Consider the following 14,392-nt stretch of genomic DNA (forward strand, 5'->3'; position numbering starts at 1 on the left):
CGCCCTGCGCCGCCTGATCCCCTATGCGGAAGAAAAGAATGTCACCCTGCTGGTGGAAACCAACGGCGTCTACACCGATACCGCCCGGCTGCGGGATCTGCTGGATCAAATTGACAGCGACAACATCGGCGCCTTGTGGGATATCCATCATCCCTACCGTTTTGCTGGAGAGGCTCCAGGAAAGACGGTGCAGAACCTAGGCGCATACATTAAATATACCCACATTAAAGATTCTGTCATGGTGGACGGCAAGGTCTGCTACAAGATGATGGGAGAAGGCGACCTTCCCATTGACGACATCATGCTGGCCCTGCGTTCCATCAACTATGAAGGCTATATTTCCCTGGAGTGGCTCAAGCGCTATGCCCCGGATCTCAGCGACGCCGGCATTGTCTTCCCCCACTTTGCCAATTTCATGAGCCACTATATGAGTTCTCCCGCCGAATCCCGGCGGCTTTATGACAACCACGCCAAAACCGGAAAATATGTCTGGCCGAAGGAACACCTGATTGACCTGACCTTCCCCCAGGTCTTAGACCGGATGGTGGACGAGTTCCCGGATCAGTATGCTTTCCGCTATACCACCCTGGACTACACCCGGACCTATTCCCAGTTCAGGGATGACGTAGATCAATTTGCCCGGGCCCTCATCGCCATGGGCGTTAAAACCGGCGACCATGTGGCCATCTGGGCCACCAATGTGCCCCAATGGTTCATCACCTTCTGGGCCACCACCAAAATCGGCGCTGTGCTGGTCACCGTCAACACCGCCTATAAGATCCACGAGGCGGAGTACCTTCTCCGCCAGTCGGATACCCATACCCTGGTTATGATCGACGGCTACAAGGACTCCGACTATGTGGGGATCATCAAGGAACTGTGTCCGGAGCTGGCTACTCTGCCCAAGGGCCGTCCCCTTCACAGCAGAAAGCTGCCCTTCCTGCGCAATGTCATCACGGTGGATTCCAAACAGCCGGGCTGCTATACCTGGGAAGAGGCCTTGGAACTGGCCGATCATGTTCCCATGGAGGCGGTGTATCGCCGTGCTGCGGCCATCCACAAGGATGACGTCTGCAACATGCAGTACACCTCCGGTACTACCGGTTTCCCCAAAGGCGTTATGCTGACCCACTATAACGTGGTCAACAACGGCAAGGCCATTGGCGACTGCATGGATCTTTCCACGGCAGACCGGCTGATGATCCAGGTACCCATGTTCCACTGCTTCGGCATGGTACTGGCCATGACGGCCGCCATGACCCATGGCACCACCATGTCCCCCATCCCTGCCTTCTCCCCCAGCAAGGGACTGGCCTGCATCAACCAGGAAAAGATTACCGCTTTCCACGGAGTTCCCACCATGTTTATTGCCATGTTGGGACATAAGGATTTTGATAAGACTGATTTCAGCTATATGCGCACCGGTATTATGGCCGGCAGCCCCTGCCCCATCAAGGTGATGGAGGATGTCATCGAAAAGATGAACATGAAGGAAATCTGCATCACCTATGGACAGACCGAGGCTTCTCCCGGCTGTACCATGAGTAAGACCACCGATTCCATTGAGGCCCGGGTCAACACTGTCGGCGGCGCTATGTACGGCGTAGAATGCAAGATTGTGGATCCGGAAACTGGGGAGGACCTGCCCGACAATGTGGACGGCGAATTTGTGGCCCGGGGCTATAATATCATGAAGGGCTATTATAAGATGCCGGAGGCAACTGCCGCCGCCATCGACGCGGATGGCTGGCTCCACACCGGCGACCTGGCCCGCCGGGATGAAAATGGATACTATAAGATCACCGGCCGCATTAAGGATATGATTATCCGCGGCGGTGAAAACATCTATCCCAAAGAGATCGAGGACTTCATCTACACCCATCCCAAGGTCAGCGACGTCCAGGTCATCGGCGTCCCGGATAAGGACTATGGCGAGGCGATTATGGCCTGCGTCATCCTGAAAAAGGGGGAAACCATGACCGAGGACGAACTCAAAGAGTATGTCTCTTCCCACATGGCCAAGCACAAGACCCCCGCCTACGTGGACTTTGTGGATAGCTTCCCCATGAATGCCGCCGGTAAGATCCTCAAATATAAAATGCGGGAAAATGCTGTGGAGAAACTGGGCCTGCAGGCCGCTAACGCCATTGAAACCGCATAAACTTTTTATTTAGAAATAAAAGGAACCCTCCAATCAAAAATGGGGGGCTCCTTTTTTCTATGAATAAAATTGTCTGCAATTTTTCGACAGAGAATTGGAGGTTACTTTGTTATAATAATTTCTGGTTTGAGATTTTCCATATCCATCTTGATATAATCCAGCAAAACCTCATCAAAATGGATGGGGGATACCTGGTCGCGATTGCATATTGCAATCAGCGCTTCCAGCTTGTGGCGGGAAAGATTGACATCATGAAAAATATAGGTCTCTCCCTCTTGTTTGGCTACCACGCTCAGCATCGTGTAGGGGCTTTGCCCCTCTTCTTCCCGCTGCTCTTCAACTACCTCGTAACTACTCATAGCTCAACTTCCTTTTTATTGAAATTTCTTTCTTATCTTTATCTGTATTTTACTATATCTGTTAATAATTGTCAATCTTTGGCAAAAGAATAATTTGAAAAAATTTCATAATTTTCCTATTTTTTCTTTCGCTTTTCATGAGGATTGACATTCACAAAAAAATTTTGTATAATAACACAAAAATTGAAAGGGGTAAGCGTGTGATTATTTTTTCTTGCTAACAAAGAAAAGGCAAATGCTGGCAGCCGCAAGCTGTCTGATTTCTTTTGCCCCAATGCAAGAAAGTAATCTGCTTCTCCCCATCTGATTAAGAAGTTCATCTGCGTTTTTATCGGCGCGGAGGGGATATGGCTGTGTAAGCTGCAAGAAGTTTGCTTTCTTGCGGCTTATTTTATTTTTGGAGGCGGTTTTCATGTCTTTGATCAGCGTATCCCATCTCACCTTCTGCTATGAGGGTAGCTTTGACAATATCTTTGAGGATGTATCCTTTCAGATCGACACCGACTGGAAGCTTGGGCTCACCGGCCGCAATGGGCGGGGAAAAACCACTTTTTTAAAGCTGCTCATGGGGCAGTATGAATACAAGGGAACCATTTCCCACAGCGTCCGCTTTGACTATTTCCCCTTCGAAGTTTCACAGCCGGAGCGGATGACCTTGGACATAGCGGAGGAAATCCTTGACGGCGCCGAGTCTTGGCGGCTATTCCGGGAGCTTTCCCTGCTGGAGGTGGACAGCGAGGTCCTCTACCGCCCTTTTTCCACCCTGAGCCAGGGGGAACGGACCAAAGTCCTGCTGGCAGCCCTTTTCCTGCGGGAGAACAACTTCCTCCTCATCGATGAGCCTACCAACCATTTGGATCAACATGCCCGGCAGGTGGTTGCGGAGTATCTCAAGGGCAAGCGGAGCTTTATCCTAGTTTCCCATGACCGTGCCTTCCTCGACGGCTGTATCGATCACATCCTCTCGATTAACCGCTGCAACATTGAGGTGCAGCGGGGGAATTTTTCCAGCTGGCAGGAGAACAAGCACCGTCAGGATCAATTTGAGATGCAGGAAAATGAGCGGCTGCAAAAGGATATCCGCCGGCTTTCTGCCGCGGCCCGGCGGACCTCCGGTTGGTCAGACCGGGTGGAGGCCAGCAAATACGGGGAAGACGCTTTTGACAAGGGCTATATCGGCCATAAATCAGCCAAGATGATGAAACGGGCCAAGGTCATTGCCCGGCGGCAGCAGGAGGCTCTGGAGCAAAAGTCTTCTCTGTTAAAAAACCTGGACACATCTGAATCCCTTTCCCTGAAAAATCTGGACTTTCACAAAAAGGTGCTGGCCCAGATCCAGGATCTATCCATCTCCTATGACGGCCGTCCTGTAACCGAACATCTGAGCTTTACAGTAGAGCGGGGAGACCGCATTGCCCTGGTGGGAAAGAATGGGGCGGGAAAATCCAGTGTCTTAAAGCTTCTGCTGGGGCAGGATATCCCCCACACCGGTCATGTAGTTGTAGCCCAGGGGCTGGTGATCTCCTGTATCCCCCAGGATACCTCCTATCTCCAGGGGGATCTCCGGGAATATATCGAAAGCCAAGGGCTGGACGAAAGTCTTTTTAAGGCCATTCTGCGGAAGATGGACTTTTCTCGGGAACAGTTCTCCAAGGGGATGGAGCAGCTCAGCGCCGGACAAAAGAAAAAGGTGCTTCTCGCCCAAAGTCTATGCCAGGAGGCCCATCTCTATCTCTGGGACGAGCCCCTCAACTACATCGATATTCTCTCTCGCATCCAGATTGAGGAACTGATCCTCAACTGCCGGCCCACCATGGTGTTTGTGGAGCATGACGCCGCCTTTCAGTCCAAGGTAGCGACCAAAATTATTCCTCTGTGATGCGGCTGGAAGCTATCCTTCAGATTCCAAAAGGAAGTTATTCATATTATCTAAAAATGGCGGTGGAATTCTATACTGGATATCCGAGGAATGTGTTGATTCCATGAATTTTTGTCAGAAATCTTTATTTTCCCCTTGATCTGTGCTATAAATAGAGATACCGCAAAAATGATCTGAAGAAGAAAGGGTTATCACAGTGAAAAAAAGAATTCTTTGTGCCGCCGCTCTCTGCGTCGCAGTTATGCTGGGCGGATGTGCAAGCAATGACAGCGGAAACGAATATGTAAAATTAGGCGAATACAAAGGCCTGGAAGTACAGGTGGAAACGCCCGTCGTCACCGATGAGGAAGTCAATGCCCAAATCGAGCGTCTTTTGAGCGATAAGTCCACCACCGAAGAGGTCACCGGCCGGCCGGTGGCAGACGGCGATGTGGTCAACATTGACTATGAGGGTCTCGTCGACGGCGAGGCTTTTGACGGCGGTTCCGCCGAGGGCTATGACCTGACCATCGGCTCCGGCCGTTTTATCGATGGCTTTGAAGAGGGGCTCATCGGAGCTGAAATCGGCGACCAGGTCAGCCTGAACCTCACCTTCCCCGATCCTTATGACAACAACCCCGATTTGGCAGGGGTCCCAGTGGTTTTCAATGTCACCGTCAACAGCATCCAGGAAACTGTCACGCCGGAATTGACCGATGAGTTTGTTCAGACCTTAGGCGATGAGTATCAGACGGTGGAAGACTACACTACCGCGTTGAAAAATTCCTTACTGGAACAAAAACAGCAGAGCATTGACTCCCAGACTATATCGGACCTTCAGGATATGCTGCTGGAAAACTGCGAAATCCTCCAGTATCCAGAAGGGGCTGTGGATGACTATGTGGCGGAGATGACCGACTATTATAACGAGTACGCCGCCGCCTACAGCATGACCTTGGATGAGTTTATGCAGCAAAACTATGGCATGACAGAGGAAGAGTTCAACGAAGAGGCCCAGACCGTGGCGGAGCAAAACGTGGGCTTGGAGTTGATCTATCAGGCCATCGCTGAGGCGGAGGGCATCTCCATCAGCGACGAGGAGTACGCAGAGCTCTGCACGCAGTATACCTCTGACTTCGGCTTTGAAACCGAGGAGGAGTTTGTGGAGTACTACGGCGGTGAAGAAGAGGTCCGGGCCAACATGCTGGCGGATAAAGTCCTGGAATTTGTCGCTGACAACGCGGTGGAAGTAACCGCTTAAATCCAATAAAAAAGTCCCCGGAAAACCGGGGATTTTTTATGTGCTAGATTTGTTATCAAAATGGGTTCGGGAGAAAGCCTCACTCCCGGGCCCATTTTTCTATTGCAGCAGTTCTTCCAAAAGCCGCCGGATGACCACAGGGTTTCCCTTCCCCGCCGTCTTTTTCAGCACCTGTCCTATAAGGGGCTGGATGGCCTGGCGCTTTCCATTTTTGTAGTCAGAAACGGACTTCTCGTTTTCTATCAGCGCCTGCTCTACCAAGGGCCGCAGCACGCCCTCGTCGCTTTGCTGCCACAGTCCTTCCCGCTCTGCCAGCGCCTCTGGATCCTGATCCTCCTCCCACAGTGCCTGGATGAGGCGTTTTCCGGTGCCGGAGTTGATTCTCCCTTCCTCCAGCAGATCCGCAATCCGCCCCAGGTGGGCAGGGGCAATGGGAATTCTAGTTTCGCCCACCGGCAGCAGACGGAACACCTCGGAGGTAATCAGATGGGCTAGGTTTTTTACTCCTTTGGAGTGAGCAGCCGCCGCTTCAAAGTAGTCGGCGATCTCCCGCTGGGATACCAGCGCCTCCGCGTCGGCGGCAGTCAGGCCAAAACGTTCCAGATAGGCGGCCTTCCTCTCGTCGGGGAGGACGGGGATTTCCCCTTCCAGCCGGGCAATGGTGGTGTCAGACAGGACAATGGGCACAAGATCCGGATCGGGGAAATACCGGTAGTCGTTGGCGTTCTCCTTCCGCCGCATGGAGAAGGTCTTGCCGGTTTTTTCGTCGAAACGGCGGGTTTCCTGAACAATCTTTTCCCCTGCCTCCAGGGCCTCCACCTGGCGCTTGTATTCGTAGGTGATGGCCTTCTGGATAAACTGGAAGGAGTTGAGGTTTTTCATCTCGGTGCGGGTGCCAAAGGCTTTCTCTCCCCGCTTCCTCACCGAAAGGTTCACGTCACAGCGCAGGGAACCCTCCTGCATCTTGCAGTCGGAAACCCCGGTATAGAGCATAATGGCCCTCAGCTTCTGGACATAGGCCACCGCCTCCTCCGCCGAGCGAATATCCGGCTCGGAGACAATCTCAATCAGGGGGACGCCGCACCGGTTATAGTCACAGAGGGTGCCGCCTGAAGCGGTGTGGATCAGTTTTCCCGCGTCCTCCTCAATATGGATGCGGGTGATGCCAATCCGCTTTTCCCCCGCCTTGGTCTGGATGTCCAGCCAGCCGTGCTCACACAAAGGCAGGTCGTACTGGGAGATTTGATAGGCCTTGGGCAGGTCGGGGTAAAAGTAGTTTTTCCTATCCTCCTTGGAGTAGCGGGCGATGGTGCAGTGGGTGGCAAGGCCCGCTTTCACCGCATACTCCACCACCTGTTCATTGAGCACCGGCAGGGTTCCCGGCATTCCCATACAGACCGGGCAGCACTGGGTGTTGGGCGCGGCGCCAAAGGCGGTGGAGCAGCCGCAGAAAATCTTGGTCTTGGTTTTCAGCTCCACATGGACCTCCAGGCCGATGACCATCTCGTAAACTGTACTCATTTTTTCTCCCCCTTTCTCCACATTTCCAAGGCGTAGCCCGCCTGGTAGAGCTTGCGCTCTGAAAAGGCGGGGCCGATCAGCTGCATGCCGATGGGCAGCCCTTCCTTATCCTCCCCGCAGGGCAGGGACAGGGCGGGTACCCCGGCCATATTCACCGGCACGGTATAGACATCCCCCAGGTACATGGAAAGGGGATCGCTGACCTTCTCCCCGATACGATAGGCGGTGGTAGGCGCCACGGGGGAAAGGATCATGTCGCAGGAACGGAATACCCGGTTCATATCCTCCACAATGAGGGTGCGGGCCTGCAGCGCCTTTTTATAGTAAGCGTCGTAGTATCCGGAGCTCAGCGCGAAGGAACCCAGCATAATCCTCCGTTTGACCTCAGGGCCAAAGCCCTCGCTCCGGGTGTTTTTATATAGGTCGTCTATACTTTCGTAGTTTTCCGCCCTGAACCCGTACTTGACCCCGTCAAATCGGGCCAGGTTGGAGGAGGCTTCCGCACTGGAAAGGATATAGTAGGCAGGCAGCGCATGGCCCAGGCTCTTCATGGAGACCTCTTCGATCTCAGCGCCCAGGCTGCGGTACGCTTTGGCCACTGCCAGGATGGCGTCCCGGATTTCCGGAGACAGCCCCTCCCCAAAATATTCCTGGGGAAGGGCAATCTTCATCCCCTTGACGCCCCTCTCTATCCCTTCGGCAAAGTCGCCGTAGGTCCGGTCAACGCTGGTAGCGTCCCGCTTATCGTGCCCCGCGATGGCGGTGAGGACCATCGCATTATCTCGCACGTCCCGGGTCAGCGGGCCGATCTGATCCAGGGAGGAGGCAAAGGCGATGAGGCCGTAGCGGGAAACCAAGCCATAGGTAGGCTTCATCCCCACTACGCCGCAGAAGGCCGCGGGCTGGCGGATGGAGCCGCCGGTGTCAGAGCCCAGGGCATAGGCCGCCTCGTTGGCTCCCACCGCGGCGGCACTGCCTCCTGAACTGCCTCCTGGCACCCGGGAGGGATCCCGGGGATTGCGGGTCACCTTGTAAAAGCTGTTTTCGGTGGAGGACCCCATGGCAAATTCATCCATGTTGGTCTTGCCCAGCATCACCATCTGCCGCTCCTGAAGCCGCTCCATCACCGCCGCATCATAGGGAGGGATGAAGTTGCCCAGCATCTTGGAGGCACAGGTGGTTTTCACCCCTTTGGTGCAGATGTTGTCTTTGATGGCCCCCGGAACCCCGGCCAAGGGATGCAGGATTTCTCCTGCCGCCCGGCGCTCATCCACCTTCTCGGCGGCGGCAAGCGCTATCTCCCCGGTGACGGTGAGATAGGCGGCGGTTTCCCCGTCCTTTTCCTCAATGGCCTCCAGATAGGCCTGGGTAGCCTCTACCGAAGAAATTTCCATTTTCTCCAACGCCTGGGACAGCTCATATGCTGTCATATCTGTTAGTTTCATCTTTCTCCCCCCTTACTCTTCCACCACTTTGGGCACATAAATATAGCCGTCCTGCACGGTGGGTGTATTTTGCAGCAGTGAATCCCGGTCAAAGCTGGGAACCACCACATCCTCCCGGAACACATTTTTCATAGGAAGCACATGGGCGGTGGGCTCCACCCCCTCGGTATCCAGGGCGGAAAGCTGATCGGCAAAGGCGATGATGGCCGAAAGCTCCTGCTTCATGGTCTTTTTCTCCTCCGGGCTCAAGGTGAGCTTGGATAAATCGGCCACATTATCCACATCAATGTCCACGGTTTTCTTCCGGGAGCCTCCGGCGCCTTTGTCCGCCCTGCGTCGCTGGACCTCCCCAACGCCCAGGTGAAGGGCCTCCAGCTGCTCATCGTCCACCATTCCCGGCGCCCCTGTCAAGGGGCAGGAGGCGTCCTTGACCTTGGGGAAAGCGATGACCTGCCGCAGGGAGTCCTCCCCCAACAGCAGCATGGCCAGCCGGTCTAATCCAAAGGCGAAGCCGCCGTGGGGCGGAGTGCCATACTGGAAGGCGTGAACCATAAATCCAAACCGGTTTTCGATTTCTTCGTCGGTAAAGCCTAATGCCTCAAACATCTTCTGCTGAATCTGGTCGTCATGGATACGGATGCTGCCGGAACCCAGCTCCACGCCGTTTAGCACCACGTCATATGCCTGGGCCCGAACCCGGCCTGGATCGGTCAGCAGATAGGGCACATCCTCAGGATAGGGCATGGTGAAGGGGTGATGGGTGGCCACAAACCGGCCTTCTTCCTCCGAATACTCAAACTGAGGGAAGTCGGTGACCATGAGAAACCGGAAGTCATCCTTCCGCCGCAGTCCCAGCATCTCCCCTAAATCTAATCGAAGCCGTCCCAGGGTATCCCGCACCTTGGCAAGGGTCCCGGCTCCAAAGAGGATAAAGTCGCCGGGCTTAGCGTCCACCCTTGCCAGGATGGCATCCATCTCCTCTTTGGTAAAGTATTTTGTCAGAATGGAATAGAGGGAACCATCGGGCTTTCGGGCAATCCAAGCCATGCCGCCGGCGCCATAGCTCTGGGCCTTGCGGGTGAGATCCTCAATCTGGGTGCGGGTAAAATCGGCGCAGCCCTTGACATTAATCGCCCGCACCACGCCGCCAGCGTCGGCCACCTTTCGAAACACCGAAAATCCGCAGGACCTGGCAATATCGGTCAGATCCACAATGGGCAGATCAAACCGCAGGTCCGGCTTGTCGGAACCATAGCGGTCCATGGCTTCCTGCCAGGTCATCCGCGGGAATGGCCCCTCGATTTCCCGCCCCATCATCTGGCGGAAAATATGTTTAAAAAGCTTTTCCAGATGCTCCAGGATGTCCTCCTGGTCCACAAAGGACATCTCCATGTCCACCTGGGTAAATTCCGGCTGCCGGTCGGCCCGCAGGTCCTCATCCCGGAAGCACCGGGCCACCTGGTAGTATCGGTCCACACCGCCCACCATCAACAGCTGCTTAAAAATCTGGGGGGACTGGGGCAGAGCGTAAAATTCCCCCGGATGGACCCGGCTGGGCACCAGGTAGTCCCGGGCTCCCTCCGGCGTGGACTTGGTGAGGATGGGGGTTTCCACCGCAATAAAGCCCCTATCGTCCAGATAGCGCTCTGTGATCCCCTGAAGCTTATGGCGAAACCGCAGGTTGCGAAGCATATTCGGCCGCCGGATGTCCAGATACCGGTATCTGAGCCGCACCTCTTCCCGGACACTGCCCCCTTCCTCTATGGGGAAGGGCAGGGGCCTTGCGCTGGAGAGACGCTCCAACTTCCGGGCCCGCAATTCAATGGTGCCGGTGGGGATGCGGGGGTTGTAGGTTTCCTCATCCCTGATACACAGCGGCCCCTGGACGGCGATGACCGATTCATTTTTGAGTCCCTCCGCCAGAGCAAATTCCTCCGGCGAAAGATTGGCGGCGTTAAAAACCACCTGGAGGGTGCCTTCCCTATCCCTGAGATCGATGAAGATGACACCGCCCATATCCCGCTTGGACTGGACCCATCCCATGGCTGTCACCGTCTGGCCTACGCTTTCCTCCCGGAATGCGCCGCAATAACCTGTTCTTTTCATCCGATTGACCCCCTTTATCCATTGGCCCATCCCAGGGCCGGTGTGTCTCTGTTTTGGCTGAGCCTCCACAGTGATCGCAAAATCAATGGGACAGCCATAAGCTTGCTTCAAATAAAAAAGGCTTTTCGTCCCCGAAAAAGGGACGAAAAGCCTTTGACTTCCCGTGGTGCCACCCAGTTTGAACTGCGCCTTTGCAGTTCCCTTTCGGCACAGGTCCTTGCTCCTATGCCCAGCGGCTATAACGCTCCGCCTGCGGCTGGATCTACTCGCTTTTGCTTTCGGCCAGCAGCTCCGGGATGTTCTTCTTCTGGAAATCCGCGCCGGGCTTCCACCCTCCCCGGCTCTCTGTGGCTACCATTCCAAAATACTCTTCCCATCATCGCTTTTGATGTGGTAATTTTTCTTTATTATATCCCGAAAATTCGGAATGTCAAGAATTTTTACAGAATTTTTGCATCAAAGGACCGGTTCTCCCGCTGGTTTTGGCAGGTCAGCGGGGGCATTGACCATCAGCTTTTCCCTCCATTTCCCGGTACGGAACCGGATCAGGAATACCACCGCTCTGACACATTCATCCAGGGCCATGGCAATCCAGATGCCCACCAAACCGTATCCTAAAACAATGCCGAAGAGATAGCCTAGGGCGACAGCTACACTCCACATAAAGATGACGCCTACCGCCACCGGCACCTTCACATCTCCAGCGGCTACCAGACACCGGCTCATGACGATGTTGACCGCCCGGCCAAGCTCTAAGAGAAATTCTACCAGAATGATTTCCCTGCCTAGGGCATGGACTGCCGGGTCATCGGTAAAGAGGGAGAAGATCCAATCGCTTCCAAGGAAGATGACCAGGATCAGGGAGAGGGATGCCAAAATAGATATCCCCAGGGTTCGTTTTACCCGATAGCTCACCCGATCCAGCTGTCCTGCTCCGATGAGGTAGCCCAAAGCGATTTGGGTGGCCTGGGCAATGGCCGTGGTGTAAACATAGGCCACATTGGCCAGCATACTGCAATAAACCTTGGTGGCGATGACCGTCGTACCAAAAATGTTGATCAACCCCAGGATTACAATCTGAGACAGGTTATAAGAAAGCTCCTCCCCGCAGGAGGGCAGTCCAATAAAGAGCAGCTTTTTGGCTGTATCCTTTGGAAAAGGACGAAAATAAACGGGAGAAATACGAATTCCCGTTTTTTTCAGGAAAAGGAAAAAGACGATGACCAGACCAATGAACTTGCTGATATCGGTGGAAATGGCCGCCCCTACAATGCCAAGACGGGGGGCGCCCAAAAGTCCGTTGATGAGGATGGCGTTGCCCACAATATTGAGCAGGTTCATGATGAGGGATACCATCATCACATGTCCCAGCATGGCAAAGGAGCGCAAGATGGCCGCAAATGTCATATAAAGGCCCTGGATGAGGATACAGCTGCCCACAATGAGCAGATAGCTGCTGGCTTCTCCAATGATCTCTTCCGGAATCTGCATCCAAACAAAAATCTGGCGGTGCAGTATGACGATGGCAGCTGTGGTAACAAGGCTTGCCACCGCGATAATCAGCACCGATATATTGCAGACCTCACCGATTTTGCGGCGATTGTCCGCACCTAAATATTGGGAGAGCAAAATGGTGGTAGCAACGCTCATCACATTGAGGACAATGATGACAATATTCATCACCTGGTTGGCGTTTCCGATGGCGGCCACCGAGTTTTGTGAATAGTGGCTGACCATAAATTGGTCCACATTGCCCACAAGAAGCTGCAAAAGCAGCTCCACAAAGATGGGCACCGACATCTTAAATACCTGTTTGGTTGAATCCTGATAGGCAATCATAAAGGCCGCCTTCTTCCGTGAATTACTAAAGTGCATTTCCTGCAAATCCTCGCCCATTATATCACAAAGATTTCCGGCCGCAATACCCTTTTGAAAGTTCTCAAAAAGCTCTAAAATTCCAATCTTTCTGTGCATTTTACTTTGTAAGCTTTCACAGAAACAATCTCTCTTTAGACAGATTGCTTGAATCTTGCAGTTTCATTTTCTGCATTTTTATTCTTGATGTTGATTTTTTCTATCTATGAATAAAGCATCAAAAAATCAGTAAATTCCGCATAAAATTTATTCTAAATTACCTTTAATTATTGATAAATATCGCCACATTTATTATAACGATATTACTTATATTTCCCTTTTGGTAAAAGGCTTAAGGGAAGTTTATCACATTGAGAAGAAGGAGTGAATGATTCCCATGCAAACACGTTCACGCAAACGATGGCCCAGCCGCCTGCTTTCGCTGGCTTTGGCTATGGCCATGATCCTATCCACCCTGCTGACCCAGATTCCTGTCTTGGCGGCAGAGTCCCTGCCATTAGGCGGATGGACCAGCCCCCATAACAACTTTCAGGAGGAAAACGGCAAGGTAACCCTGACAAGTACCGGGGACAACAACTTTGTCGTCTCTGATACCCGTGTCACCGCCTTCACCATGGAGGCGGATATGACCATGGTCTCCGGCGACGCGGCAGGACTTATGTTCGCTGTGGAGGACAAAGAAAACCCCGGCTCTTCCTGGGGCGCCCTCCATGTGGAGGCCAGCCGGGTACGCGCTTTCCACGTGCCCAACCTGGACAAACTGGATACCGCTGTGGCCATTGACCCGTCTGTGCAGCAGCAGAAAGTCCATATCAAGGTTTCCATGGATGCCTCCGGCAATCTGCGGGTCTTTTTGAACAACAGCGATACCCCCACCCTCTCCGCCCAGTATGACGGCTATACCGGCGGTTATCTGGGGCTTTGCTCCTGGAGGGGTGACGCTGTATTTGAAAACATCACCTACACAGAAGAGGCCCAGATCGGTTTTTCCACTAACATTTCCGGCTGGTACGCGGCCGGCGGTGACTGGACCGTCACCGACAGCGGCTACCGTGCCAATAACCCCGCCATGGGCAACACCTACGCCTATTCCGACGAGGTCATCCCCACCGGCAAAAACTTTGTGCTGGAAGGCAAACTGCACATTGAGGTGCCCGAAGGGGGCGGCGGCGCCGGCATCGCCATTGTCCCCAACACCGCCAATCCCAATGAAACCTGGTACTGCGCCAATATTGACAAGATGTATGGCAATACCACCCGTTTCTTTAAAAACCGGTACCCCGGCGGCGATTTTTGGAGCATCGGCAGAAACCTGACTGCGGAAGAAACAGCGGCCAAAGACTATACCCTTCGCATTGAGTACACCGACGGCGTCTTTCGCTATTATCTCAACGATACCCTGGTAGACTCTTATCCCAACGATACCTTTACCGGCGGTACCGTGTCCCTGATGACCTTCAATTCCGACACCACCTTCCAGAACGTCAATATTACCTATGGCGGTCCTTCGGTGACGGGGGAGGCCCTCACCGGCTGGAGCGGCGGCAGCTTCCAGGGAGGAGAGGGGACGGAGCCCGTCTATGTAGAGAACACCGGCGTCAACAACTTTGTCATGTCCACCACCCAGGGCAAATACTTCACCATGGAGGCGGATATGGTTCTGGAGGAAGGCTGCGAAGCGGCTGGCTTCCTCTTTGGCGTCCCCAACCGGGGCAATCCCGGCGCTGACTGGTGCGCCCTGCAGATCAATAACTACCACGAAAACGGCAAGGCCAGAGTCTTCAATGTGCCCAATCTGGACCTTCT

General features: G+C 53.8%; 10 protein-coding genes and 1 other annotated feature. Of the genes, 4 read left to right on the plus strand and 6 right to left on the minus strand.

All coding sequences use genetic code 11. The annotated features are described in order from the left end of the window. Window positions 1-2,161, plus strand: a 2,161-nt coding sequence (locus tag ACZ25G_RS05135) for an AMP-binding protein (RefSeq protein WP_463681766.1), incomplete at its 5' end; no start/stop codon positions are given. 101 nt (window positions 2,162-2,262) lie between these two features. Here ACZ25G_RS05135 and ACZ25G_RS05140 read toward each other — a convergent pair. Beyond that, window positions 2,263-2,520, minus strand: coding sequence for a DUF6514 family protein (locus ACZ25G_RS05140; protein WP_463681767.1), 258 nt, complete (start codon window positions 2,518-2,520; stop codon window positions 2,263-2,265). Window positions 2,521-2,724: 204 nt separating this feature from the next. Beyond that, window positions 2,725-2,934, minus strand: a complete 210-nt coding sequence (locus ACZ25G_RS05145) for a hypothetical protein (RefSeq protein WP_463681768.1) — start codon at window positions 2,932-2,934, stop codon at window positions 2,725-2,727. Here ACZ25G_RS05145 and abc-f point away from each other — a divergent pair. Further along, window positions 2,933-4,399 (plus strand): ribosomal protection-like ABC-F family protein, encoded by a 1,467-nt coding sequence (gene abc-f / locus ACZ25G_RS05150; protein ID WP_463681769.1) that lies wholly within the window; start codon window positions 2,933-2,935, stop codon window positions 4,397-4,399. The genes ACZ25G_RS05145 and abc-f overlap by 2 nt on opposite strands. A gap of 196 nt (window positions 4,400-4,595) precedes the next feature. Continuing rightward, a complete protein-coding gene (gene tig / locus ACZ25G_RS05155) occupies window positions 4,596-5,639 on the plus strand; it encodes a trigger factor (RefSeq protein WP_463681770.1) in 1,044 nt (347 codons plus the stop codon). 99 nt (window positions 5,640-5,738) lie between these two features. Here tig and gatB read toward each other — a convergent pair whose 3' ends face one another. The 4 genes from gatB to ACZ25G_RS05175 all read right to left on the minus strand — a co-directional run bounded on the left by gatB (window position 5,739) and on the right by ACZ25G_RS05175 (window position 12,685). Beyond that, window positions 5,739-7,160: an Asp-tRNA(Asn)/Glu-tRNA(Gln) amidotransferase subunit GatB gene (gene gatB, locus ACZ25G_RS05160; protein WP_463681771.1), complete on the minus strand. Its 1,422-nt coding sequence runs from the start codon at window positions 7,158-7,160 to the stop codon at window positions 5,739-5,741. After that, a complete protein-coding gene (gene gatA / locus ACZ25G_RS05165; RefSeq protein WP_463681772.1) occupies window positions 7,157-8,605 on the minus strand; it encodes an Asp-tRNA(Asn)/Glu-tRNA(Gln) amidotransferase subunit GatA in 1,449 nt (482 codons plus the stop codon). Before gatA ends, gatB begins: the two co-directional genes overlap by 4 nt. Before the next feature lie 12 nt (window positions 8,606-8,617). Continuing rightward, a complete protein-coding gene (aspS, locus tag ACZ25G_RS05170) occupies window positions 8,618-10,711 on the minus strand; it encodes an aspartate--tRNA ligase (RefSeq protein ID WP_463681773.1) in 2,094 nt (697 codons plus the stop codon). Between the two features lie 135 nt (window positions 10,712-10,846). Continuing rightward, window positions 10,847-11,100, minus strand: a binding site (T-box leader). Between the two features lie 67 nt (window positions 11,101-11,167). Further along, window positions 11,168-12,685 carry an MATE family efflux transporter gene (locus ACZ25G_RS05175; protein ID WP_463681774.1) on the minus strand — a complete coding sequence of 506 codons (1,518 nt, stop codon included), beginning with the start codon at window positions 12,683-12,685 and terminating at the stop codon, window positions 11,168-11,170. A gap of 277 nt (window positions 12,686-12,962) precedes the next feature. On the opposite strand from ACZ25G_RS05175, the gene ACZ25G_RS05180 reads away from it, so the two are divergent. Beyond that, a partial coding sequence (locus ACZ25G_RS05180; RefSeq protein WP_463681775.1) for a hypothetical protein occupies window positions 12,963-14,392 on the plus strand: 1,430 nt, incomplete at its 3' end.

This window comes from Zongyangia sp., from assembly GCF_965361945.1.

Coding starts and splice junctions, on each gene's coding strand:
- gatA (WP_463681772.1), bottom strand. CDS start 8,605: ATGAAACTAACAGATATGACAGCATATGAGCTGTCCCAGGCGTTGGAG.
- gatB (WP_463681771.1), bottom strand. CDS start 7,160: ATGAGTACAGTTTACGAGATGGTCATCGGCCTGGAGGTCCATGTGGAG.
- ACZ25G_RS05175 (WP_463681774.1), bottom strand. CDS start 12,685: ATGCACAGAAAGATTGGAATTTTAGAGCTTTTTGAGAACTTTCAAAAG.
- ACZ25G_RS05140 (WP_463681767.1), bottom strand. CDS start 2,520: ATGAGTAGTTACGAGGTAGTTGAAGAGCAGCGGGAAGAAGAGGGGCAA.
- ACZ25G_RS05145 (WP_463681768.1), bottom strand. CDS start 2,934: ATGAAAACCGCCTCCAAAAATAAAATAAGCCGCAAGAAAGCAAACTTC.
- abc-f (WP_463681769.1), top strand. CDS start 2,933: ATGTCTTTGATCAGCGTATCCCATCTCACCTTCTGCTATGAGGGTAGC.
- aspS (WP_463681773.1), bottom strand. CDS start 10,711: ATGAAAAGAACAGGTTATTGCGGCGCATTCCGGGAGGAAAGCGTAGGC.